Source organism: Streptomyces sp. NPDC098101 (genome assembly GCF_044760185.1).
In the GTDB taxonomy this organism is placed as follows: domain Bacteria; phylum Actinomycetota; class Actinomycetes; order Streptomycetales; family Streptomycetaceae; genus Streptomyces.
Genome location: NZ_JBIWAS010000004.1, coordinates 841,466 through 863,142, shown reverse-complemented (window position 1 = coordinate 863,142; position 21,677 = coordinate 841,466). Strand labels below are relative to the sequence as shown.

At 72.2% G+C, this 21,677-nt stretch carries 21 protein-coding genes; 7 read left to right on the top strand and 14 right to left on the bottom strand.

Annotated features, from left to right (window positions below; all coding sequences use genetic code 11):
- Nucleotides 1-68: 68 nt before the first annotated feature.
- Complete coding sequence (locus ACIQVI_RS22180) at nucleotides 69-1,649, top strand: alpha/beta hydrolase (RefSeq protein WP_403598402.1); 1,581 nt, start codon at nucleotides 69-71, stop codon at nucleotides 1,647-1,649.
- A gap of 48 nt (nucleotides 1,650-1,697) precedes the next feature.
- Here ACIQVI_RS22180 and ACIQVI_RS22175 read toward each other — a convergent pair whose 3' ends face one another.
- A complete protein-coding gene (locus tag ACIQVI_RS22175; RefSeq protein WP_403598399.1) occupies nucleotides 1,698-2,741 on the bottom strand; it encodes an NAD-dependent epimerase/dehydratase family protein in 1,044 nt (347 codons plus the stop codon).
- A 64-nt stretch (nucleotides 2,742-2,805) separates the two neighbouring features.
- The gene (locus ACIQVI_RS22170) at nucleotides 2,806-3,531 is read right to left on the bottom strand and encodes a lysophospholipid acyltransferase family protein (protein WP_351972088.1); all 726 of its coding nucleotides are present in this window, start codon (nucleotides 3,529-3,531) and stop codon (nucleotides 2,806-2,808) included.
- Nucleotides 3,532-3,677: 146 nt separating this feature from the next.
- Between ACIQVI_RS22170 and ACIQVI_RS22165 the strand changes: the two genes are divergently transcribed.
- Nucleotides 3,678-4,661, top strand: a complete 984-nt coding sequence (locus ACIQVI_RS22165; protein WP_403598396.1) for a DUF3048 domain-containing protein — start codon at nucleotides 3,678-3,680, stop codon at nucleotides 4,659-4,661.
- Between the two features lie 15 nt (nucleotides 4,662-4,676).
- On the opposite strand, the gene ACIQVI_RS22160 is transcribed toward ACIQVI_RS22165, so the two are convergent.
- The 5 genes from ACIQVI_RS22160 to ACIQVI_RS22140 form a co-directional block, all read right to left on the bottom strand.
- On the bottom strand, nucleotides 4,677-4,919 hold the full coding sequence (locus tag ACIQVI_RS22160; RefSeq protein WP_351972086.1) for a hypothetical protein: 243 nt from the start codon (nucleotides 4,917-4,919) through the stop codon (nucleotides 4,677-4,679).
- A 174-nt stretch (nucleotides 4,920-5,093) separates the two neighbouring features.
- Nucleotides 5,094-6,044, bottom strand: coding sequence for a cytochrome c oxidase assembly protein (locus ACIQVI_RS22155; RefSeq protein WP_121829981.1), 951 nt, complete (start codon nucleotides 6,042-6,044; stop codon nucleotides 5,094-5,096).
- Between the two features lie 124 nt (nucleotides 6,045-6,168).
- Nucleotides 6,169-7,194 carry a 6-phosphofructokinase gene (locus ACIQVI_RS22150; RefSeq protein ID WP_351972085.1) on the bottom strand — a complete coding sequence of 342 codons (1,026 nt, stop codon included), beginning with the start codon at nucleotides 7,192-7,194 and terminating at the stop codon, nucleotides 6,169-6,171.
- 158 nt (nucleotides 7,195-7,352) lie between these two features.
- On the bottom strand, nucleotides 7,353-8,081 hold the full coding sequence (locus ACIQVI_RS22145) for a type 1 glutamine amidotransferase (RefSeq protein WP_030214258.1): 729 nt from the start codon (nucleotides 8,079-8,081) through the stop codon (nucleotides 7,353-7,355).
- A gap of 19 nt (nucleotides 8,082-8,100) precedes the next feature.
- On the bottom strand, nucleotides 8,101-9,348 hold the full coding sequence (locus ACIQVI_RS22140) for a MurT ligase domain-containing protein (RefSeq protein ID WP_351972084.1): 1,248 nt from the start codon (nucleotides 9,346-9,348) through the stop codon (nucleotides 8,101-8,103).
- 126 nt (nucleotides 9,349-9,474) lie between these two features.
- Here ACIQVI_RS22140 and def point away from each other — a divergent pair, with 126 nt between their 5' ends.
- Nucleotides 9,475-10,035 (top strand): peptide deformylase, encoded by a 561-nt coding sequence (gene def, locus ACIQVI_RS22135; RefSeq protein ID WP_351972083.1) that lies wholly within the window; start codon nucleotides 9,475-9,477, stop codon nucleotides 10,033-10,035.
- A 55-nt stretch (nucleotides 10,036-10,090) separates the two neighbouring features.
- On the opposite strand, the gene ACIQVI_RS22130 is transcribed toward def, so the two are convergent.
- Entirely contained in the window at nucleotides 10,091-10,738 is a 648-nt protein-coding gene (locus ACIQVI_RS22130; RefSeq protein ID WP_121829985.1) for a TetR family transcriptional regulator, read from the bottom strand.
- 192 nt (nucleotides 10,739-10,930) lie between these two features.
- On the opposite strand from ACIQVI_RS22130, the gene ACIQVI_RS22125 reads away from it, so the two are divergent.
- Nucleotides 10,931-12,145 (top strand): acyl-CoA dehydrogenase family protein, encoded by a 1,215-nt coding sequence (locus tag ACIQVI_RS22125; RefSeq protein ID WP_403598389.1) that lies wholly within the window; start codon nucleotides 10,931-10,933, stop codon nucleotides 12,143-12,145.
- A 57-nt stretch (nucleotides 12,146-12,202) separates the two neighbouring features.
- Here the strand turns inward: ACIQVI_RS22125 and ACIQVI_RS22120 are convergent, their stop codons facing one another.
- From ACIQVI_RS22120 to ACIQVI_RS22095, 6 genes are all read right to left on the bottom strand, one after another.
- Nucleotides 12,203-12,748, bottom strand: coding sequence for a flavoprotein (locus ACIQVI_RS22120; protein ID WP_403598386.1), 546 nt, complete (start codon nucleotides 12,746-12,748; stop codon nucleotides 12,203-12,205).
- Between the two features lie 51 nt (nucleotides 12,749-12,799).
- Nucleotides 12,800-14,011: a helix-turn-helix domain-containing protein gene (locus tag ACIQVI_RS22115; RefSeq protein ID WP_351972080.1), complete on the bottom strand. Its 1,212-nt coding sequence runs from the start codon at nucleotides 14,009-14,011 to the stop codon at nucleotides 12,800-12,802.
- A 216-nt stretch (nucleotides 14,012-14,227) separates the two neighbouring features.
- Nucleotides 14,228-15,172: a hypothetical protein gene (locus ACIQVI_RS22110; RefSeq protein ID WP_351972079.1), complete on the bottom strand. Its 945-nt coding sequence runs from the start codon at nucleotides 15,170-15,172 to the stop codon at nucleotides 14,228-14,230.
- A 60-nt stretch (nucleotides 15,173-15,232) separates the two neighbouring features.
- Nucleotides 15,233-16,867, bottom strand: a complete 1,635-nt coding sequence (locus tag ACIQVI_RS22105) for a DUF6801 domain-containing protein (RefSeq protein ID WP_403598381.1) — start codon at nucleotides 16,865-16,867, stop codon at nucleotides 15,233-15,235.
- A 129-nt stretch (nucleotides 16,868-16,996) separates the two neighbouring features.
- Nucleotides 16,997-17,632 carry a hypothetical protein gene (locus ACIQVI_RS22100; protein ID WP_403598377.1) on the bottom strand — a complete coding sequence of 212 codons (636 nt, stop codon included), beginning with the start codon at nucleotides 17,630-17,632 and terminating at the stop codon, nucleotides 16,997-16,999.
- Nucleotides 17,633-17,750: 118 nt separating this feature from the next.
- A complete protein-coding gene (locus ACIQVI_RS22095) occupies nucleotides 17,751-18,380 on the bottom strand; it encodes a hypothetical protein (RefSeq protein WP_403598374.1) in 630 nt (209 codons plus the stop codon).
- Nucleotides 18,381-19,090: 710 nt separating this feature from the next.
- Here ACIQVI_RS22095 and ACIQVI_RS22090 point away from each other — a divergent pair.
- From ACIQVI_RS22090 to ACIQVI_RS22080, 3 genes are read left to right on the top strand one after another with little or no spacing between them, the layout of a single operon-like run.
- Nucleotides 19,091-20,104: an ATP-binding cassette domain-containing protein gene (locus tag ACIQVI_RS22090; protein ID WP_351973029.1), complete on the top strand. Its 1,014-nt coding sequence runs from the start codon at nucleotides 19,091-19,093 to the stop codon at nucleotides 20,102-20,104.
- On the top strand, nucleotides 20,101-20,865 hold the full coding sequence (locus tag ACIQVI_RS22085) for an ABC transporter permease (protein WP_053645526.1): 765 nt from the start codon (nucleotides 20,101-20,103) through the stop codon (nucleotides 20,863-20,865). The genes ACIQVI_RS22090 and ACIQVI_RS22085 overlap by 4 nt, the downstream gene beginning before the upstream one ends.
- Nucleotides 20,866-20,870: 5 nt before the next feature.
- Complete coding sequence (locus tag ACIQVI_RS22080) at nucleotides 20,871-21,677, top strand: ABC transporter permease (protein ID WP_351973028.1); 807 nt, start codon at nucleotides 20,871-20,873, stop codon at nucleotides 21,675-21,677.

The following is a 21,677-nucleotide window of genomic DNA, read 5'->3' as shown; positions in this document are numbered from 1 at the left end:
AAAGGATCCCCTGGACCACCAACACCCGGCGCCACCACGGGAAACGGCGCCCCACCGGGGGAGAACCCATGAGACGTACGACCGTGCTCGGCTCGGCCGGCACGCTGATAACGGGCGCGCTCGTCGCGGGCGCGCTCGCGGCTCCGACGGCGAACGCCCAGAGCGACCGGCACCACCGCGACGCCGAGTCGATCGGCGTCGCGGTCGCCGCCGCCCGGGCCGCCGCCACGGGCATCGACTGGCAGGACTGTCCCGCCGACTGGGGCCTGGAGAAGCCCATCCAGTGCGGCTGGGTCACCGTCCCCGTCGACTACGCCAAGCCCCACGGCAAGAAGATCAAGCTCGCCGTGGACCGGATCAATTCCACCGGCACCCCCGGCGAGCGCCAGGGCGCCCTGCTCTACAACCCCGGCGGCCCCGGCGCCTCCGGCCTGCGCTTCCCGCGCCGCGTCACCACCAAGAACGCCGTCTGGGCGGGCGCCGCCAAGGCCTACGACTTCGTCGGCTTCGACCCGCGCGGCGTCGGCCACTCGGCCCCCCTCTCCTGCGTCGACCCGACCGAGTTCGTCAAGGGCCCCAAGGCCGACCCGGTCCCGGACGGCGAGGCCGACAAGCGCGCCCAGCGCAAGCTCGCCGCCGAGTACGCCGACGGCTGCGCCGAGAAGAGCGGCGCGATGCTGCCCTTCATGACCACGCCCAACAGCGCCCGCGACCTCGACGTCATCCGCGCCGCCCTCGGCGAGAAGAAGCTCAACTTCGTCGGCGTCTCCTACGGCACCTACCTCGGCGCGGTCTACGGGACCCTCTTCCCCACCCACGTCGGCCGCATGGTCCTCGACAGCGTCGTCAACCCGTCCCGGGACAAGATCTGGTACGAGGCCAACCTCGACCAGGACATCGCCTTCGAGGGCCGCCTCAAGGACTGGATGACCTGGGTCGCCCGGCACGACGCCACCTACCACCTCGGCGACAGCTACGCCGAGGTGCGCGGGCAGTGGGACGTCCTGCGCGCCGCCGCCAAGAAGAACCCGCTCGGCGGCAAGGTCGGACCGGCCGAACTCATCGGCTTCTTCCAGAACGCGCCCTACTACGACTCCATGTGGGCCCCGGTCGCGGAGGCCTGGAGCGCGTACGCCGCCGGCGACCCGCAGCCGCTGATCGACTCGGCCGCCGCCGACCTCACCGACACGGCCGGCAACATCTCCTCGGAGAACGGCAACGCCGTCTACACCGCCGTCGAGTGCGCCGACGCCCCCTGGCCGACCAGCTGGAAGAAGTGGGACCGGGACAACACCCGGCTCCACCGGAAGTACCCGTTCATGACCTGGGCCAACGCCTGGATGAACCTGCCCTGCGCCACTTGGTCCGCGCCGAGCCGGCGGCCCGTGGAGGTCAAGACCCACCAGGGACTGCCGCCGGTGCTCATCGTCCAGGCCGAGCGCGACGCCGCCACCCCGTACGAAGGCGCCGTCGAACTGCACAAGCGCTTCAAGGGCTCGCGCCTGATCACGGAGCGGGACGCCGGCTCCCACGGCGTCACCGGCCTGGTCAACCCGTGCGTCAACACCAAGGTCGAGGCCTACCTGCTGACCGGCAAGCCGGACGCCAGGGACCAGACCTGCGCCCCGCACGCCACCCCGCAGCCGTAACGGCACCGGCGCGGGGGTGGAGGGAGCGTCCCTCCCTCCACCCCCGCGTCACCCGCGCGCCGCGAGCCAGGCGTCCTCCGCCGCGTAGTCGAACCAGTCCACCCCGTACTTCGCGAGGTTCGGGAACGCCTCCCGCCACTCCCGCCCGCGCACCCGTCCGGCCAGCCACTCCACCGTCTCCGGCAGCGAGTCGGCGTACGACACCACCGGCCGGTACCCCAGCTCCCGCTCCGCCGCCGCCATGTCGTAGACGATCGGATGCTCCGAGGTCCACGGCGTGAGCCCCACCAGACCCCCGGGGCCCTCCGGCGGGCCCTCGATCAGGACCCGCTCGCTCTCCACGCCCAGGACCGCGTCGATCGCGGCCCCGATCTCCGCCACCGTCGGCGCCTGCGGATCGGCGCCGTTGAGCACCCGGCTCCCCGGTCTCGCCGCCGCCAGGCGGACCAGCTCCGCCAGGTTGTCCACGTGCGCCGGGTGGAACCGCGACCTCCCGCCGTACGCGAGGAAGCGCACCGGCCGCCCGTCGAGCGCCCGCTTCACGAACCACAGTTCGCGCGGCCCCGGGCAGTACGGCCCGTGGATCGCGCCCGCCCGCAGCAGCGTCGTCGGCAGCGCCCCGCCCGCCGCGAGCAGCTCCCGCTCCAGGGCGACCTTCCGCGTCCCGTACGTGGCCCCGCCCGGCGCGACCGTCCGCCACTCCTCGGACAGCGGCACCGGATAGGCGGGGAAGCCGTCCGGCTCGTCCTGGGTGTCGAAGCTCCGCCCCCGGTCGTCCTCGTAGACGGCGCCGCTCGACACCACCACCGCCGAACCGATCCGGTCCGCGAGCCCCGTCAACTGCCGCGCGTGGGAACGGTCGTACGCCACGACGTCCACGAGCACGTCGCAGCCGTCGCCGATCCCCGCCGCGAGCGCCCCCTCCTCGTTCCGGTCGAGCCGCACCGACCGGACCTCCTCCGGCCACCTGTCGTCCCTCCCGCCGCCCCGCGAGGCGGCCGTCACCTCCCAGCCGTCCCCGGCGAGGGCCCGCACGGCCGCCCGCCCCACCTGTCCCGACGCACCCAGCACGAACGCGTGTCCCTTGGTCATGGACGGGACGCTACGACCGCCCGGCGCACGTGCCCAGGGGATTGCGCCGTGCGCGGATCCGCCCTCAGCGTTCCCCGCCGGGCAACTTTCGCGGCCCCTCGTCCGGCGGGTCTCCGGCCTCCGCGGCCTTCACCACCGCCGCGTACGCGTCCACGTACTCCTGCCCCGACAGGCGCAGGATCTCGTACATGATCTCGTCCGTGACCGCCCGGACCACCGCCTTCTCGCCCTCCTGCCCGGCGAACCGGGAGAAGTCCAGCGGCTCCCCGAAGCGGATGGTGACCCGGCGGATCCGGGGCACGACCCGCCCCGGCGGCTGGATCTCGAAGGTCCCCACCATCGCGCAGGGCACCACCGGCACCCCGGCCCGCAGCGCCATCACCGCCACGCCCACCTTGCCCTTGTAGAGCCGCCCGTCGTGCGAACGGGTCCCCTCGGGATAGATGCCGAGCAGCTCGCCCCGGGCAAGGACGCCGAGCCCCTCCCGGATCGCCGCCTGCCCGGCCTCCTTGCCCGAGCGGTCCACCGGGATCTGCCCGGCGGCCCGGAAGAAGGCGGCCGTGAGGCGGCCCTTGAGCCCCGGCCCCGTGAAGTACTCCTGCTTCGCCAGGAAGGTGATCCGCCGCTCCAGGACGGCCGGCATCAGGAAGTGGTCCGAGAAGGAGAGGTGGTTGCCCGCCACGATCGCGGCCCCCTCCGCCGGGACGTGCTCCAGGCCCTCGATGCGCGGCCGGAACAGCAGCCGGAGCAGCGGTCCGAGGAGCACGTACTTCATCAATTGGTAGAACACTCGCGACCCCGTTCGCCGGTCCGTCGGTCCGTCCGTCATCTCTTCGTCTTCCCGCCACGCCCGTTGTATCCGCGCGCGGGCCCGTGGTCCACTGGTGGGGGAGCGTCATCCCGACCGACGGGCACCCCATGACCAACGGGCACAGCATGACCGATGGACACGGCACGAGACGCCCCGGCCGGATCCTCACCGCGTTCCTCTGCGCGCTGACGGCGGCCGGGCTGTACGGCTGCTCCGGCACGGCCGCGCCGGACCCGGCCCCCACCACGACGGCCCCGGCCGGCCGCTCGCCCTTCACGGGCCTCCCCGCCGAACCCGGCCCCGTCCTCGGCGTCAAGATCGACAACGCGGCGGCGGCCCGCCCCCACACCGGGCTCGGCGCGGCCGACCTCGTCTACGTCGAACAGGTCGAGGGCGGCACCACCCGGCTCCTGGCCGTCTACTCCTCCCGCCTCCCCGAGCGCGTCGGACCCGTCCGCAGCGCCCGCGAGTCCGACATCTCCCTGCTCGCCGCCTTCGGCCGGCCCGCCCTCGCCTACTCCGGGGCGCAGACCGCCCTGAACCCGCTGCTCGAAGCCGCGCCGCTGTACCCGGTCACCGAGAGCACCGCGCCCGGCGCCTTCCTGCGCTCCCCGGACCGGGCCGCCCCGCACAACCTCTACCTGCGGCCCGCCCGCGCCCTCGCCGCCGCGCCGGACGCCGGGGACGCCCGGGACATCGGCTTCCGCTTCGGAGCCGCCCCGCCGGACGGCACCCCGACCACCACCTCGACCGTCCGCTACCCGGCGGCCCGCTACACCTTCACCTGGTCCGCCGCCGACCGCGCCTGGCGGGTCGCCATGGACGGCCGCGAGGCCCGCGCCACCGACACCGGACCGCTCACCCCGGAGACGGTCGTCGTCCAGCGCGTCACCGTCCGCCCCTCCGACTTCCGCGACGTGACCGGCGCGGTCTCCCCGTACACCGAGACCGTCGGCGAGGGCACCGCGCTCGTGCTGCGCGACGGACGCGCCCACGAGGCCCGCTGGTCCCGGCCCTCCGCCGCGTCCGGCACGGCCTTCACCACCCCGGACGGGGCGCCCCTGGCCTTCGCCCCGGGGCAGGTCTGGATCGTCCTCGCGCCCCGCTGAGGAGGCGTGCGGAGGTCAGATCCCCGGGGGACCCATCGGGCCCGTGGGGCCGCTGGGCCCCGGGCGCTCCGGCGGGCGCCGGCGCGGACCCGCGGGGGCCGTCGCGCTCTCCGACGCGGCCACCCCGATCGTCACCACGATCAGCACCATCAGACCGAACCAGAGCCAGCCGCTGCTGCCGAGCGCCACCGTGTACGCCGTGGTCAGCACCAGCGCGGCGCAGGTGAGCACCGCCATCGTCTTCGTGGGACCGGACATCAGTCCGCCCTCCTCCCGACCGAGGCCGCGGAAGCCGTTCCGACCATCGTCCCCCGGGGGAGGGGGCGCGCGCTACTCCCCGGACGCTCCGGCGTGCGCCGGAAAACGGCTTCCACACGCGGAACGGGCCCGGCGCCGCACCCGGCACCGGACCCGTCCACGACCTTCCGGAGGTCAGTTCCCCCGCGCCCGGAGCGAGGCCAGGTACGCGTTGTACGCCTCCAGCTCCTTGTCCCCGTCCCGGTCGGCCGCCCGGTCCTTGCGGACCGCCTGCCGCTGCTCGGAGTGGTACCACTGGTAGACGAGGGCGATCAGGACGAGCACGGACGGGATCTCGCTGAACGCCCAGGCGATGCCGCCCGCCGCGTTCTGGTCGGCGAGCACGTCGATCCCCAGCGAGGCCGGCGGGTTCGCGTACGCCTCGACCATCGGCTCCGAGGCCATCATCAGCGCGATGCCGAAGAAGGCGTGGAACGGCATCCCGGCGAACAGCTCCAGCATCCGCATCACGTACCCCGGCCGGTGCGGGCCCGGGTCCACGCCCATGATCGGCCAGAAGAACACCACGCCGACCATCAGGAAGTGGATCATCATGCCGATGTGGCCCGGCTTCGACCCCATCAGGAAGTCGAAGAGCGGGGTGAAGTACAGCGCGTAGAGGCTCGCGATGAACATCGGGATCGTGAAGCCGGGGTGCGTGATCACCTTCACGTACCGGCTGTGCAGCAGCTTCAGGAGCAGCTCGCGCGGCCCGGTCGAGCCCCGGCCCGCCACCGGCAGCGCCCGCAGCGCGAGCGTCACCGGCGCGCCGAGCAGCAGCAGGATCGGCGACAGCATGGAGATCACCATGTGCTGCACCATGTGCACGCTGAACATGACCATGCCGTAGTCGTTCAGCTTGGTGCACATCACGAGGGCGACGGTGAGGACGCCGACCGCGAAGAACACCGTCCGGCTCACCGGCCACGCGTCCCCGCGCCGCCGCAGCCGCGCCACGCCCCACCCGTACAGGCCGAGCGCCGCGAGGCAGCCGACCAGGAAGAAGAGGTCGGGAGAGAACTCCAGGCCCCGCCCCAGCGTGAACGGCGGCAGATCCGTGGTCATGCCGTGCCCGCTGTGATCCATCCGTACACTCCCGGAGCCCGATTCGCGCTTGTTGTCCGCACCAGACTAGAACCGCCCCCGGCCGCGATCGCGACCGGGGGCGGGTGTCACGTACGGGACGGCGTACGGTCACGCACGGGAGCCGTCAGAGCACGCACTCCGCCTCGGCGTAGCGGTCGGCCGGGACGGTCTTGAGGGTCTCCACGGCCCGCGCCAGCGGGACCGTCACGATGTCCGTGCCGCGCAGCGCCGTCAGCATCCCGAACTCGCCGCGGTGCGCCGCCTCCACCGCGTGCCAGCCGAAGCGGGTCGCGAGGACGCGGTCGTACGCGGTCGGGGTGCCGCCGCGCTGGACGTGGCCGAGGATGACCGGGCGGGCCTCCTTGCCGAGGCGGCGCTCCAGCTCGACGGAGAGCTGGTTGGCGACGCCGGTGAAGCGCTCGTGGCCGTAGATGTCGGTGCCGGCGGTCTTGAACTCCATCGAGCCCTCGCGCGGCTTCGCGCCCTCCGCGACCACCACGATCGCGAAGCGCTTGCCGTCCGCGAAGCGGGCGCCGACCCGGGCGGTCAGCTCGTCCATGTCGAAGGGGCGCTCGGGGACGACGACCGCGTGCGCGCCGGCCGCCATGCCGGAGTGCAGCGCTATCCAGCCGGTGTGGCGGCCCATGACCTCGACGACCAGGACCCGCTGGTGGGACTCGGCGGTGGTCTTCAGCCGGTCGAGGGCCTCGGTCGCCACGGTGACGGCGGTGTCGAAGCCGAAGGTGACGTCGGTGGAGGCGATGTCGTTGTCGATGGTCTTCGGGACGCCGACGATCGGGAGGCCCGCCTCGGACAGCAGGTTCGCCGCCTTCAGGGTGCCCTCGCCGCCGATCGGGATGATGGCGTCGAGGCCGAGGTCCGCGACGTGGCCCCGGGCCCGCTCGACGCCGTCGACCAGGTGCGCGGGCTGGACCCGCGAGGAGCCGAGGATGGTGCCGCCGCGGGCCAGGATGCCGCCCACCGCGTCCAGGTCGAGCTTGCGGTAGTCGCACTCCAGGAGGCCCTTCCACCCGTCGTGGAAGCCGATGACCTCGTCGCCGTGGTCCACCACGGCGCGGTGCACGACGGACCGGATGACAGCGTTCAGACCGGGGCAGTCTCCGCCGGAGGTGAGCACGCCAATGCGCATAGCCCAAAAACCTTTGCAACGTGGGCCGACTCCCGGACCACGTCGTCCGGCTGGATCCCCGCCACCCTATAGCCGCCGGGTGGCGGGGCCGAACCGGATGTCCGCACCGTGGACAACGCACGTGCGTACGAGCGGCGCGGACGGGCCGTGCGGGCCGGTCAGGCGGGCTGCGTGGCCGCCGCGATGCGCTCGGCGCGCAGCGCCTCGTACCAGCGGTCGTCGGTCGGCGGCAGCGCGTTCACGTCGAGGGCCAGCTTCAGGAGCAGGTCCGCGATCTGCGGGTTGCGGGCCATGACGGGGCCGTGCATGTACGTGCCGAAGACGGTGTCGTTGTACGCGCCCTCGGTGCCGTCGCCGGTGCCGTTGCCCTTGCCGAGCACGGTCCGGGCGAACGGCCGGGCCGTCGGGCCGAGGTGGGTGATGCCCTGGTGGTTCTCGAACCCGGTCAGCTGGGGCAGGCCCAGGCGGGGGTCGATGTCCGCGAGGACGTCGCCGACGCACCGCTCGCCCTCGCCGCGGGTCGAGATCACGTCGATGAGCCCGAGGCCGCCCTCGCGCTCGCCGAGGTCGTTGATGAACTCGTGGCCCAGGATCTGGTAGCCGGCGCAGACCGAGAAGATGATCGCGCCGTTGGAGGCGGCCCGGCTCAGGCCGCCGTCCCGCCGCAGCCGCTCGGCCGCGAGCCGCTGCGGACGGTCCTCGCCGCCGCCGATCAGGTAGATGTCGCCCGAGGTCGGCACCGGCTGGTCGCTGCGGACGTCGACGCGCTCGACGCTGAGGCCGCGCTGCAGGGCGCGGCGCTCGACGACGAGGACGTTGCCCTGGTCGCCGTAGGTGCTGAGCAGGTCCGGGTAGACCCAGACCAGGCGCAGGCTGCTGTCACTCATGCTGCATGTCCTCTACGGGTCAGTTGCCGACGCGGCGGCGGACGTCCTGGAAGGCGGTGTAGTTGGCGATGAGCTCGATCTGCCCGGGCGGGGCCATCGCGACGGCCTCGTCGAGGGTCTCGCAGACGCGGAAGTCCACGCCCGCGACCTCCAGGCGGACCGCCAGGTCGAGCCGCCGGTCGCCGATCACCATGATCGGGTGGCCGGCGAGCCGGCCGTAGTCGACGTCCCACAGCCAGGAGGTGTCCGTGCCGTCGGCGCCGCGCGCGTTGACGGAGAGGATCACCGGGGCCGGCGGGCCGTCGATGAGGGAGAAGGTCTCCAGCCAGCCGGCCGGGTTCTTCGCCAGGAGCAGCCGCAGGTCGCGGTTCTGGAAGGAGACCACGTCGTAGCGGCCGGCGACGGCCTGCACCTGGTACATGCGCTCCAGGGCCACCTGCGGCGGCACCCCGAAGACGGCGGCGACGGCGGCCGAGGTGGTGGCGTTCGCCTTGTTGGCGCGGCCGGGCAGCTGGAGGCGGATCGGCCAGGCCGAGCCGTGCGGGTCGAGCACGTGGTCGCCGCTGAGCGCCCAGCTCGGCGCGGGGCGCCGGAAGCCGCACTCGCCGCAGAACCAGTCGTCGCCGGGGCGCTGCATCACACCGCCGCAGGCGGGGCAGGACCAGGCGTCGTCCTTCCACTCCTGGCCCGCGGCGACCCACACCACGTTGGGGGAGGAGGAGGCGGCCCACACGATCAGCGGGTCGTCGGCGTTGGCGATGACCACGGCCTTGGTGCCGTTGAGGCCCTCGCGCCACTTCTCGGCGAGCATCCGGGTCTCGGCGGCGCGGTCGAGCTGGTCGCGGGAGAGGTTGAGCAGCGCGATCGCCTTGGGTGTGGTGTCCCGGGCGACGCCCGCGAGGTACTTCTCGTCGACCTCGATCACGCCGTACTTGGAGTCCGAGCCGCCGGCGAGCGCCGAGGTGATGCCCGCGGGCATGTTCGCGCCGAGCGCGTTCGAGACGACGGGGCCGGCGGCGCGCAGGGCCTCCGCAATCAGCCGGGTGGTGGTCGTCTTGCCGTTGGTCGCCGACACCAGGACGACGTCCAGATGCTGGGCGAGGCGCCCGAGGAGGTCGGGGTCGAGCTTCAGCGCCACCCGGCCGCCGATCACCGATCCGCTTCCGCGACCCGCCGCCCGCGACACCGCGGCCGCGGCCTTGCCCGCCGTCACGGCCAGCTTGGCGCGCGGCGACAGCGGCTCTGGATTACCGGGGTGTCCTGACATCGTTCTTGTTCCTCCTCGCGTCGGTCCGGGCTCAGCCTATCGAGATCCGGCCAGGAGCCCGAACAGCGGCACCGCCGAGCGATCGTACGAAACAGGCAGGTCACGGCGGACCGTACCCTTACCGACATGCGAAACCGCCCCATCCCCGGCAGTTCCGGCCTGGTCCGAGCGATGACCCTGCTCGGCGATCCCGTGCTGCACGCGCCCTGCGCGCCCGTCACCGACTTCGGACCCCAACTGGCCCGGCTGGTCGAGGACATGTTCGCCACGATGTACGCGGCGAACGGGGTGGGTCTGGCGGCGAACCAGGTGGGCGTCGGCCTGCGGGTCTTCGTGTACGACTGCCCCGACGACGAGGAGGTCCGCCACCTGGGGCACGTGGTGAACCCGCGCCTGGTGGAGGCGGACGGCGACCTGGTCAGGGGGCCGGAAGGGTGCCTCTCCCTGCCGGGCCTGGAGGCCCCGACGCCCCGCTTCGACCGCGCGGTGGTGGAGGGCGTGGACCTGGACGGGGCCCCGGTACGGGTCGAGGGCACGGGTTTCTTCGCCCGCTGCCTCCAGCACGAGGCCGACCACCTGGAGGGCGGGGTCTACGCGGACCACGTCACGGGGTGGCGGAGGTCACGTCTGCTGCGGGCGGTCCGCAGGCAGCCGTGGGGCGGCGGGGTGTCGGTGCTGGAGGGCTGAGGGGGCTTCCGCGGGTCGTCCGGGCGGGACCTCCGGGCGGGGTCTCCGGGCGGTCCTAGAACCCCGGTCCGTCCGCGCGGTCGTCGGCCTCGGCCAGCCGGCCCCAGAGGAGGTCCGCCAGGCTGCGGACCAGCTCGGCGCGGGAGCAGGGGCGCTCGCCGAGCCACCAGTCGCCGGCCGCGTGCATCATGCCGACGATGCCGTGGCCCCAGATCCGGGCCTGGGCCTCGGCGGCGGGGCCCAGGTCGACGCGCTCGGCGATGACCTGGCCGAGCTCCTCGCCCATGCGGCGCAGCAGCGGGGCCGAGTGGCGGCCGACGTCGAAGCCCTGCTCGTTCTGGTGGGGCTCCTCGGCGGGGTGCATGAGGAAGCGGTAGACCTGCGGCATCGCCTCGATCGAGGCGAGGTAGGTGTCGAGGGTGGACTCGACCCGGCGGCGCCGGTCGGAGGGGGCGTCGAGCGCGGCTCGCAGGGCGTCGAGGAGCGCGTCGGTGTGCCGGGTGGCGAGCGCGCGGTACAGACCGCCCTTGTCGCCGAAGTGGCGGTAGAGGATCGGCTTGGTGATGCCGGCCTCGGCCGCGATCGCGTTCATGGACGCCTTGGGGCCGTCCCGGAGCACCACCCGGTCCGCCGCCTCCAGCAGTTCGCGCCGCCGCTGCTCGGCGGGCGTCTGCTGGTCGGTGGTCCGGTGCGCGATGTCCATGTGCCTGTCTCCCCGGCCGTACGGTCGTCGGTCCCGCGGTTGCGCGGTGCTGTGTTTGTCGGGCCGTCGCAACGTAACACCCGGCCCGGCCCGGATGCCGGTCGGGCCGAACCGCTTCCGCGCAGGTTGACAGCCCCTACCCGGCGGTAACAGACTGCTGTTACCGCAAGTAACATACTGCTGGGAGGGAAAATGGGCGAGTTCACGTTCGAACTCAACGAGGACCAGAAGCAGGTGCGCGACTGGCTCCACGGCTTCGCGGCCGACGTCATGCGCCCCGCCGCCGCCGAGTGGGACGAGCGTGAGGAGACCCCCTGGCCGATCATCCAGGAAGCGGCCAAGCTCGGAATCTACTCCCTCGACTTCTACGCCCAGCAGTTCTTCGACCCGACCGGCCTCGGCATCCCCATGACCATGGAGGAGCTCTTCTGGGGCGACGCGGGCATCGCCCTCTCCATCGTCGGCACCGGCCTCGCCGCCGTCGGCGTCCTCGCCAACGGCACCGAGGAGCAGATCGGCACCTGGGTCCCGCAGATGTACGGCGACGCGAACGACGTCAAGGTCGCCGCCTTCTGCTCCTCCGAGCCCGACGCCGGCTCGGACGTCGCCTCCATGCGCACCCGGGCCGTCTACGACGGGACCAAGGACGAGTGGGTCCTCAACGGCACCAAGACCTGGGCGACCAACGGCGGCATCGCCAACGTCCACGTCGTCGTCGCCGTCGTCGACCCGGAGCTCGGCTCCAAGGGCCACGCCTCCTTCATCGTGCCGCCGAACACCCCCGGCCTCTCCCAGGGGCAGAAGTTCCAGAAGCACGGCATCCGCGCCTCCCACACCGCCGAGGTCGTCCTGGAGGACGTCCGGATCCCCGGCCACTGCCTCCTCGGCGGCAAGGAGAAGCTGGACGAGCGCCTCGCCCGCGCCCGGGAGAAGGCCAAGGCGGGCGGCGAGCGCGTGAAGAACGCCGCCATGGCCACCTTCGAGGCCTCCCGCCCCGCCGTCGGCGCCATGGCCGTCGGCACCGCCCGCGCCGCGTACGAGGTGGCCCTCGACTACGCGAAGACCCGCGTGCAGTTCGGCCGCCCGATCATCGAGAACCAGGGCGTCGCCTTCCAGCTCGCCGACATGGCCACCCGGATCGACGCGGCCCGCCTCCTGGTCTGGCGCGCCTCCTGGATGGCGACGGCCGGCAAGCCCTTCACCTCGGCCGAGGGCTCCATGTCCAAGCTGTACGCCAGCGAGGTCGCCAAGGAGGTCACCGCCCAGGCCATCCAGATCCTCGGCGGCAACGGCTACACCCGCGAGTACCCGGTGGAGCGGATGCACCGCGACGCCGCCATCTACACGATCTTCGAGGGCACCAGCGAGATCCAGCGCCTGGTCATCAGCCGGACGATCGCCAAGTAAGTCAGGTACCCGCAGGACGTGTTCGCCCCGCACCCCTCCAGGTGCGGGGCGGACGCGTCAGAACGGCCGGAGCACGTCCGCGACGGCGTCCAGGGCGGTCCGCCACGGGTAGGCCGCCGGATCCTCCCCGCCCGGCTCGTGCGGTACGAACCCGCCCTCGCCGTACAGCACCCGCACCCCGGCGCCGCGCAGGACGTCGAGCGACCGGTCGAACCGGGGGTGCGCGGCGTACGCGGAGTTCACGCACGGCATCACCGCCATGGGGATCCGCTTCCCGATGCCCTCGGCCACCACCCCGACGAGCCACGTGTCCGTGAGGCCCAGCGCCCACCGGTTGACCGTGTCGAAGGTGGCCGGCGCGACGACGATCGCGTCCGGCGCCGGCCACACGTCCGGCTGGCCCGGGAAGGGGTGCTCCCAGCGCACGGGGTGCCCGGTGAGGGCGGCGAGCCCGTCGAGGGAGCCGGCGAGCCAGCGGGCGGCCGTCGGCGTGAGGCCGAGGCACACGTCCCAGCCGTCGGCCTGCGCCTCCTCGACGACCCGGGCGACGTCGAAGACGGGTGGGGCGGCACTGCTGAACAGGTACAGGGTCCGAGCGTTCATGACCTCCATCCGATCATATGAAGGTCATGAGGAAACGCTCCCGGTTCGGACTCAGCCCTTCCGCTTTTTGTCCTGCAGGTGGAGCGAGCGCAGGACCGCCTCCAGGGCGAAGCGCCGGTCGGGGTCGAGGAGCCGGTCGCCGAAGTGGTTGTCCAGGTTCCGCAGCCGGTAGCGGACCGTCTGGGCGTGCACGCCCAGCATCTCGCCGACCTGCTCGGCCGGGGCCCGGGTGGAGACGTGGACGCGCAGGGTCTCGATCAGCCGGTCGCGCCGGCTCCCGGACAGGCCGTCGAGCGGGGCCAGTTCGCGCGCGGCCAGGTGGTGCGTGAGCGCCGGGTCGGAGAGCAACCACAACGTTGTCAGATGGTCCTCGCAGTGCACGACGGGGGCGTCCGCCACGAGGCCGTCGTCGATGAGCTGGAGGACGCGCCGCGCCCAGCGGACGGAGTGCGCGGCCTGCGCCGGGGGCACGGTCAGACCGACGACGGCGGGGGTGCCGGCCAGGGCGGATTCGAGCATCGCGAGGCGCTCGGCGGTGAGCGGGCCGGGGATGAGCACGTGCGGCTGGGGGAGGCTGAGGTCGGCGAGGACGTCCCGGTCGAGACCGGCCTGGACGAGCTCGGCGACCGGGGCCCGTAAGGCGACCATCGTGCACTCGGCGGGCAGCTCCCAGGAGGCCTCGCGACACAGCTCGGCGATGGTCGTCCGGGGCAGCGGCGGCCCGGCGAGGACGAGGTGGAGGAGCTGTCTGCGCAGCGCCGCCGTGTCCGACACCGCGCGCCCCTGGACCATGACGTACCCCTCGCGGGAGAGCGCCTCCAACTCCTCCACGTAGGCGAAGAGGGCGTCCGCGAAGGCCAGAATGAGCGTGGGGGAGAGGTTGTACGTGCGCCCGATGCTCTTGGCCCGGCGCAGCGCGATGCGGGCGCCGAGGCGGTAGGCGCCCTGCAGGGTGTCGAGGTCGCGGCCCTCGTAGGCCTCCACCCGGCCGAACTTGCGCAGCAGCTCGTCGCGGAGCGCCGAGTTCGTCCCGGGGTCGGCGACCCGGTCCACGAAGGCCGCCAGGGCCTGCTCCACGCCCTGGCGGATCGCGTCCGAGTGGGGCCCGTTGAAGAGGTGGGCGTACACGGGATAGGTCCGCTGGACCTCCACGCCGATCTCCTTGATGAGCCCGGGGATCTCCGGCCTCATCAGATCGGCGAACTCCCGGGGGAGCGGGTCGAGGGGTTCGCCGATGCTCGGCGGCTGTGCGATAGCGGGCATGGACCGATCCCTTGCTCTTCTGCGCGACCGGTGGGGGAACGGCGGTGCGGCGCCCTGCCCGGAGAACGGGGCGCCGCCACGGCCGTCAGGTGCGTACCTGCGGGGACTGCTGAAGCTAGGACAACTGCTCGGTGGTGTACACAACTTGCGCAGGAGTTGGCGTCCCCGCGAGGGCGTGTGCCGCCGACTAGGCCGGTAATCGACCTTGGGTGGCCGTTACTTGACGGCCGAGTGCCAGCTCTGGGAGAAGACCTTTCCGGCGTCGGGGGCGGCGACGCCCGGCGCGTACAGGCCGGTCAGATAGGTCTGGGTGTTGTTGAGGACGAGGCTGTTCTTCCCGGCGGGGGAGGGCAGGCCCGTCTTGAGGTTGACCGCGCCGTCGATCAGGCCGAGCAGCCCGAGGCCGCAGCCGCTGGCGCCGGGGACGGCGAAGGTGTCGTCGCCCTGGGTGGAGCCGAGGAGGTTGATGCGGCTGATGTCGCCCTCCTCGTTCGGGGTGCCGTCGTTGCTGAAGCGGTCGAGGCCGAACTCGGGCGCGGTGTAGTTGCGCGGGCGCAGGATGATCGGCTTCGCCTTCGTCCCGATGTAGCAGTTGCTGCCGAGGAACGGGTTCTCCAGGCGGATCCGGACCGGGAGGGTGACGATCGGCTGGTCGGTGAGGACGCCCGCGATCTGGTCGAAGTCCGAGGGAGAGCCGACCGATTCCATGGTGGCGGTGATCTTGTTGAGCTTCCCGTCGGACAGCTGCTTGCAGATGCTGGTGATGAACGGGATGTCGCTCGGACACATCAGGCCGAGCAGGCCGCCGGGGACGGTGGCGGAGTCGGCGATGAGCGCGCCGGCGGGCGGGGCGACGACCGTGCTGGTGCCGTCGGCGTTCTGGATGGCCCCCATCTGGAGGTTGGTCTTCCCGGTGTGCACCGTCGTCTTGCCCAGCTTGATGGAGCCGCTGAGCGAGAAGGAGACGACGCACTGCGGCGCCCTGTCGAGGCCGTCGGTCGCGAGCATCGCCGGGGCGTCGACGGGGCAGCGGGTGGACGGGGCCCAGCCGCCGTTCAGCTCGGGGGCGGCGGCGGTCGCCGTGCCCATGGAGGCGAAGGCGCCGAGCGCGGTGAGGGCGGAGACGGTGGCCAGCTTGGTGCGGGAGGAGACGAGGGGCATGGCGGACACCTTTCGACGAAGGGGGTGGGGACGGGGGAGCGGTGGGACGGGCGTGCCGGTTCAGCGCTCGGGCTTGGGGATCACCCGGGGCTGGCGGTCCTCGGTGCACTGGTCCATGGGCGGGTCCTCCAGACCGGCGGAGCAGGTCTGGCCCTGGATCTGCTTGATGTAGTTGCCGGAACCGGAGATGGAGGCGGTGAAGAGCCGGTCGAGGTTCTCGCCCCCGGCCCCGCAGCCCTTGAAGGCCGGGATGGTCACCTCGCCGGTGAGCGCGCCGCCGCTGGTGAGCTGGTAGCCGGTGGCGGGGTCGGGAATGACCTGTCGTCCCTTGCCGTGCAGCACCAGGTGGTCCCCGGGGTACTTGGCGGGGTCGGGTTCGACGGAGGCCAGCGGCTTCTCCGTACGGCAGGAGGGGCCGACGTCCAGCGGGGTGCCGTTGACCCGGGCGTCGAGCACGCGCAGGACGAGGGAGGCGCGGACGTAGGCGTCCGAGGTGTAGACGGGGAAGTTGGCGAGCATGTCCGACTCGACGCTCATGGGCCCCACCTGCTCCAGGACCAGGGTCGCCGTGGTCGGGGCGAAGCCGAACGTCAGGAAGGTGGCCTCGAAGGGCGGGGTCTGCTTGCGTCCCTCGTGGAAGAGGTGGGCGTCCGACTTCTGGACCACGTGCATCCCGTCCGGCCGGAACTCGACCCCGGGCTCTCCCTGCTCGATGAAGACGCAGGACACCGGGATGATGTTGGCGCCGTTCAGCTTGCGCACGTTGGAGTAGCCGGTGATGTACGCGGTCAGGGTGGTGGGGGTCGCCTGCTCGTTGCGGCAGGTGGGTACGGAGCGTGTGCCGGCCGACGCCCCGGGCGCCGTGTCCGCCACCTCGGGGGCTCCGGCCGGTGCCCCTTCCCGGGGCCTCTCGGCTCCGGGGCCGCTCTCCCCGGTCTGCGGAAGGCCGCGCGTCGGGATCGTGCCCTCCTGGCTCCCCGAGGGGTCCGGCCCGGGGGCCGGAGGGGAGGAGGAGGGCGGGGCGGAGTCCGACGGCGAGGGGGAGCCGCTCGGTTCCCCGGTGGAGGGGCCGGGGGCGACCGGGACGGTGGCGAGCGGTCCGCCCTGCTCCGCGTCCGCGTCCGGCGCGCAGGTGACGGAGAGGGACGCGGGGTCGGCGGGCGTGCCGTCGGCCGTGCTCAGGGCGAGGCCGACGTCGAGGTTCCCCGCGGTGAAGGAGAGGTCCCCGGCGGTGCTCGTGGTCACGACCGGGACGTCGCCGGTCGTGACCAGCGCCAGCGGCCCTTCGGCCGGTATGCCGACCGGCTGCGCGGTGCCGCGCCAGGCGGCCCCCGTCTCCTGGCCGTTCTGGCTCACGGCGACGCCGAGCGCCGTCTCCGCCCGGACCTCGGCGGCCTTGAGGGCCGTGAGGTCGGCGACGGCCGCCGCGGGGAGTTCCACGGTGGTGGTGACGTCGGTGGGCCGTATCTCCTCTCCCACCGCCGCCCGTTCGGGGAAGGCCGCCGTGATCCGTACCGTCGCGGGCTGTGGTCCCGAGGGCAGGTCGCAGACGTAGGACAGCGCGGCGTCGACCTTCAGGGTCTCCACGGCGGCCGCCGCGGCCGGGAGGAGGGGGGCGAGCGCCACGAACGCGGCGATCGTCGCGCCGCGCGCCCGGACGCGGGAGGGTCGGGTGGTGGGCCGTGGGCCTCTCATCTGGTGCTCCGCTCGGATCGTTCGTGCGCCGGCGGGACGAGGAGGCCGGCGAGGGGTGCGGACAGTCCGCGAAGGCGGGAGGGCGCCCTTGGTGGCGCTGTGCGGGTCTTCACGAGCCCGTACGGGGCTTCACGGGTTGGTCCCGACGATCGTCGGGACGGTGGTGGTGCCCGTCTTCTTGAGCAGGAGGTCGGCCTTGAGGAGCAGGCCGGCGCCGACCGGCATGGCCGAGCCGCAGTTGGTGGACGCGACGACGGGCAGCTCTCCGGCGACGCCGGCGACGGACAACTTGCCCGTCGCGTTGGTGTACGTGCTGGAGGACGTGCCCCGGACGCGGAAGACGCAGGCGCCCCAGGTGAGTTTGAGGTCGATGCCGCCCACGTGGCCCTTGGTGACGCCCGTCGCGGCGGTGTGGTCCCGCGCCACGATCGTCCAGGGGGCGGTCGGGACCATGGAGACGTTGCCCAGGACGCTGGTGCAGGGTGCGCCGGAGGCGCCGAAGGCGATGGAGCTGATGGTGCCGACGGTCGCCGGGTTGCCGGCGGAACTGTGGAGCGTGCCCGAGGCGGAGGACGTGGTGCACGTGATGGCGATGCCGTTGATGGAGATCGCCAGGTTCACGGCGTTCTTCGCGGAGAAGGCGACCGGCGACGGGGTGACGGTCCAGACCGTGGAGGGCACGGCCGAGGCCGGTGCCGCCGTGAGGACGAGCGTGGCCGCGGCCGCTCCCGCGGCGACGGCGGACTTTCCGATCGGCTTCTTCATCTCGGCTTCTTCATCGCGTGCGGGCCCTCCTCGGGGCGTGACCGGTGGTCGGGGGCGCGGACAGGCCCGCGTCCGTCCGGCCGGGGTCGCCGGCCGGACGGACGCGGGTTCCTGCGCCTTACGGGTTGGAGCCGACGATCGTCGGGATGACGGAGCCCGCCTTGAAGAGGTACGTGCCCTTGAAGGTCGGCTTGGCACCGACCGGCACGGCGCTGCCGCAGTTGGTCGCCGAGACGACGGTCAGCTCACCGGCGAGGCTGTTCACCGCGAGCGCGCCCGTCGAGTTGGTGTACGTCCCGGAGGCCTTGCCCGTCACGCGGAAGACGCAGGCGCCGACGGTCACCTTGGCGTCGACGTTGCCGACGTGGCCCTTGGTGACGCCGGTCCCGGCGGTGTAGTCCTGCGCCACGATCGTCCAGGGGGTGGTCGCCACGGTGGTGACGTTGCCCAGGAGGCTGGTGCAGGGCGCGCCGGTGGCACCGAAGGCGATGGAGTTGATGGTGCCGACGGTGGCCGGGTTGCCGGTGGTGCTCTGCCCCGTGCCCGCGCCGTTCGACTTCGTACACGTCATGGCGATGCCGTTGACGCTGAGGACGATGTTCCCGCTGTTGACCGCGGTGATGCTGGCCGGCGACGGGGTGACGGTCCAGACCGTCGAGGGCACCGCCGAGGCCGGGGACACCGTGAGGGCGAGGGCGGCGGAGGCGCCACCGGCGGCGACGGCGAGGTTTCTGATGGACTTCTTCATGGCTCTGGGACTCTCCTTGGGGATTGACCGGCAGAGGGGTGGCCGCGTTGGAGGGGGACGAGCGGCCGGCGGCACGGGATTCCCGGGCTGCGAAACCTGACGTTACTTGCGGGAAACTTAGCTGAACAATGGCGGGGTTCATGATTCTTTTAAGTTGCCTTATTGCCTGTCAGGCGGGTGAGCGGTAGCGGGAACCGCCTTGGTTCCGGGGTGCGCAATGTCGACAATTATGATCGATCGTCCAAGGGTCGGTAACCAGCCGCACCGCGGTGGCCCGTATGCCGCCGAAGTGGCCCGTATTCACTCTCCGCGCTGACAAGCCGGACGGCGGAACTGTTTCCCCGATGACAAATATCCGGCCGTTCTTCCCCGTCTTCCGAAAACTCGGAACCCGGTATTGCCCCGGGAGGTTACTCGGCCGTAACGTTCCCCCGGCGACGCTCAGTCGCAGGTCGGCGCGTACCCACGGGCCGGTTCCGATGCCGCATCGGGGCGGAACTCCGGCGACGGGGAGCCGCTCGCCCGGCCTTGAGGAGAAGCGATGCCCGCTGTATCTCGGCGGAGACAAAGACCGGTCCCGGCTTTGTCTCCGCGGTGACAAGAACGGCAATGGATCAAGGATCGCGGCGACGCGCCTATTGTCCCGGTGATCCGCACCGACTTAACGTGCGCCCGCGGCGCACACCCGACTCACGCCTGCTGGAGGTGGTATGGGAATCGAAGTGGTCGTTGAGGGTCTGACCATGTCCTTCGGCAAGCAGAACATCTGGCAGGACGTGACGCTGACATTGCCGGCCGGAGAGGTGAGCGTGATGCTCGGCCCTTCCGGTACCGGTAAGACCGTCTTCCTGAAATCGCTCATCGGACTGCTGAAACCCCAGCGGGGCCGTGTCCTCATCAACGGGGTCGACATGGTCAGCAGCCCCGAACGCGACATCTACGAGACCCGCAAGCTCTTCGGCCTCATGTTCCAGGACGGGGCCCTCTTCGGCTCCATGACCCTGTTCGACAACATCGCCTTCCCGCTGCGCGAGCACACCCGCAAGCGGGAGTCGGAGATCCGCCGCATCGTCATGGAGCGGATCGAACTCGTCGGCCTCCTCGGCGCGGAGGGCAAACTGCCGGGCGAGATCAGCGGCGGTATGCGCAAGCGCGCCGGCCTCGCCCGCGCCCTCGTCCTCGACCCGCAGATCGTCCTGTGCGACGAACCCGACTCCGGACTCGACCCCGTCCGCACCGCGTACCTCTCGCAGCTGCTCATCGACCTCAACGCGCGGATCGACGCGACGATGCTGATCGTCACCCACAACCTCGACATCGCCGCCACCGTCCCCGACAACATGGGGATGTTCTTCCGGCGCGAGCTCGTCACCTTCGGACCCCGCGAAGTCCTCCTCACCAGCGAGGAACCGGTCGTCACCCAGTTCCTCGCCGGCCGCCGCGAAGGCCCCATCGGCATGTCCGAGGAGAAGGACGCCGCCACCCTCGCCGCCGAGGCGGACAGCGCCGGAGGCGTACGGACGGACGCGCCCCGCGTCATCGTCCCCCAGCTCGAACCCTCGCCCGGCCTGCCGCCCCGCGCGGCGGTCGCGCGCCGCAGGGAACGGGTCCTCGGGATGCTCGACCGGCTGCCGCCCGCCGCCCGCGCCGCCATCCAGGACACCTACGCGCGAAACGCCGGGGCACCCACCCTGCGGATGCCGGCCGCCGGGAGCGGCTCGTGATCACCGGCGCGCTGCGGCAGACCGGCCGCCTCTTCGCCCTCGCCGCCGAGGTGACCCGGGCCGTCTTCCGGCGCCCCTTCCAGTTCCGGGAGTTCATCGAGCAGTTCTGGTTCGTCGCGAGCGTCACCATCCTGCCGGCCGCGCTCGTCTCGATCCCGTTCGGCGCCGTGATCGCCCTCCAGGTCGGCTCGCTCACCCAGCAGCTCGGCGCCCAGTCCTTCACCGGCGGCGCCAGCGTCCTCGCCGTCATCCAGCAGGCCAGCCCGCTCATCGTCGCCCTCCTGATCGCCGGCGCCGGCGGCTCCGCCATCTGCGCCGACCTCGGCTCCCGCAAGATCCGGGAGGAGCTCGACGCCATGGAGGTCATGGGCGTCTCGCCCGTCCAGCGCCTGGTCGTCCCCCGGGTCCTCGCCACCATGGCGGTCGCCGTCCTCCTCAACGGCATGGTCTCCGTCGTCGGCACCCTGGGCGGCTACTTCTTCAACATCGTCCTCCAGGGCGGCACCCCCGGCGCCTACCTCTCCAGCTTCTCCGCCCTCGCCCAGCTGCCCGACCTCTACATCAGCGAACTCAAGGCCCTGATCTTCGGGTTCATCGCGGGCATCGTCGCCGCCTACCGGGGCCTCAACCCCCGGGGCGGCCCCAAGGGCGTCGGCGACGCCGTCAACCAGTCCGTCGTCATCACCTTCCTCCTGCTGTTCTTCGTGAACATGGTGCTGACGGGCATCTATCTGCAGATCGTCCCGCCGAAGGGAGGCTGAGGCCGATGGCCTCCCCGTTCGTCTGGCTCGACCGTTCCGGCGACCAGCTCCTGTTCTACGTCCGGGCCCTGCTCTGGATCCCGCGGACCCTGCGCCGCTACCTCAAGGAGGTGCAGCGGCTGCTCGCCGAGGTCGCCTTCGGCTCCGGCGGCCTCGGCGTCATCGGCGGCACCATCGGCGTGATGGTCGCGATGACGCTGTTCACCGGGACCGTCGTCGGCCTCCAGGGCCACGCGGCCCTCGAACAGATCGGCACCGCCGCCTTCACCGGCTTCGTCTCCGCCTACTTCAACACCCGGGAGATCGCCCCGCTCGTCGCCGGCCTCGCCCTCTCCGCGACCGTCGGCGCCGGCTTCACCGCCCAGCTCGGCGCCATGCGCATCAACGAGGAGGTCGACGCCCTCGAAGGCATGGGCATCCGCTCCATGCCGTACCTGGTCACCACCCGCATCATCGCGGGCGTCGTCGCCATCATCCCGCTCTACGCGATCGGCCTGCTCTCCTCCTACCTGGCCTCCCGCTCCATCACCGTCCTCTTCAACGGCCAGTCGGCGGGCACCTACGACCACTACTTCAACCTCTTCCTGTCACCGACGGACGTCCTCCTGTCGGTGCTCAAAGTGCTGATCTTCAGCGTGATGGTGATCATCGCCCACTGCTACTACGGCTTCCGCGCCTCCGGCGGCCCCGCCGGCGTCGGCATCGCCGTCGGCCGCTCCGTGCGCAACGCCATCGTGCTGATCAGCGTCACCGACTTCTTCCTGTCGCTGGCCCTCTGGGGCGCGACCACGACCGTGAAGGTGGCGGGGTGA

Coding starts and splice junctions, on each gene's coding strand:
- ACIQVI_RS22140 (WP_351972084.1), bottom strand. CDS start 9,348: ATGTCAGGACACCCCGGTAATCCAGAGCCGCTGTCGCCGCGCGCCAAG.
- ACIQVI_RS22145 (WP_030214258.1), bottom strand. CDS start 8,081: ATGAGTGACAGCAGCCTGCGCCTGGTCTGGGTCTACCCGGACCTGCTC.
- ACIQVI_RS22130 (WP_121829985.1), bottom strand. CDS start 10,738: ATGGACATCGCGCACCGGACCACCGACCAGCAGACGCCCGCCGAGCAG.
- def (WP_351972083.1), top strand. CDS start 9,475: ATGCGAAACCGCCCCATCCCCGGCAGTTCCGGCCTGGTCCGAGCGATG.
- ACIQVI_RS22120 (WP_403598386.1), bottom strand. CDS start 12,748: ATGAACGCTCGGACCCTGTACCTGTTCAGCAGTGCCGCCCCACCCGTC.
- ACIQVI_RS22165 (WP_403598396.1), top strand. CDS start 3,678: ATGACCGATGGACACGGCACGAGACGCCCCGGCCGGATCCTCACCGCG.
- ACIQVI_RS22105 (WP_403598381.1), bottom strand. CDS start 16,867: ATGAGAGGCCCACGGCCCACCACCCGACCCTCCCGCGTCCGGGCGCGC.
- ACIQVI_RS22095 (WP_403598374.1), bottom strand. CDS start 18,380: ATGAAGAAGTCCATCAGAAACCTCGCCGTCGCCGCCGGTGGCGCCTCC.
- ACIQVI_RS22115 (WP_351972080.1), bottom strand. CDS start 14,011: ATGCCCGCTATCGCACAGCCGCCGAGCATCGGCGAACCCCTCGACCCG.
- ACIQVI_RS22180 (WP_403598402.1), top strand. CDS start 69: ATGAGACGTACGACCGTGCTCGGCTCGGCCGGCACGCTGATAACGGGC.
- ACIQVI_RS22160 (WP_351972086.1), bottom strand. CDS start 4,919: ATGTCCGGTCCCACGAAGACGATGGCGGTGCTCACCTGCGCCGCGCTG.
- ACIQVI_RS22125 (WP_403598389.1), top strand. CDS start 10,931: ATGGGCGAGTTCACGTTCGAACTCAACGAGGACCAGAAGCAGGTGCGC.
- ACIQVI_RS22100 (WP_403598377.1), bottom strand. CDS start 17,632: ATGAAGAAGCCGATCGGAAAGTCCGCCGTCGCCGCGGGAGCGGCCGCG.
- ACIQVI_RS22155 (WP_121829981.1), bottom strand. CDS start 6,044: ATGGATCACAGCGGGCACGGCATGACCACGGATCTGCCGCCGTTCACG.
- ACIQVI_RS22110 (WP_351972079.1), bottom strand. CDS start 15,172: ATGCCCCTCGTCTCCTCCCGCACCAAGCTGGCCACCGTCTCCGCCCTC.
- ACIQVI_RS22175 (WP_403598399.1), bottom strand. CDS start 2,741: ATGACCAAGGGACACGCGTTCGTGCTGGGTGCGTCGGGACAGGTGGGG.
- ACIQVI_RS22150 (WP_351972085.1), bottom strand. CDS start 7,194: ATGCGCATTGGCGTGCTCACCTCCGGCGGAGACTGCCCCGGTCTGAAC.
- ACIQVI_RS22090 (WP_351973029.1), top strand. CDS start 19,091: ATGGGAATCGAAGTGGTCGTTGAGGGTCTGACCATGTCCTTCGGCAAG.
- ACIQVI_RS22080 (WP_351973028.1), top strand. CDS start 20,871: ATGGCCTCCCCGTTCGTCTGGCTCGACCGTTCCGGCGACCAGCTCCTG.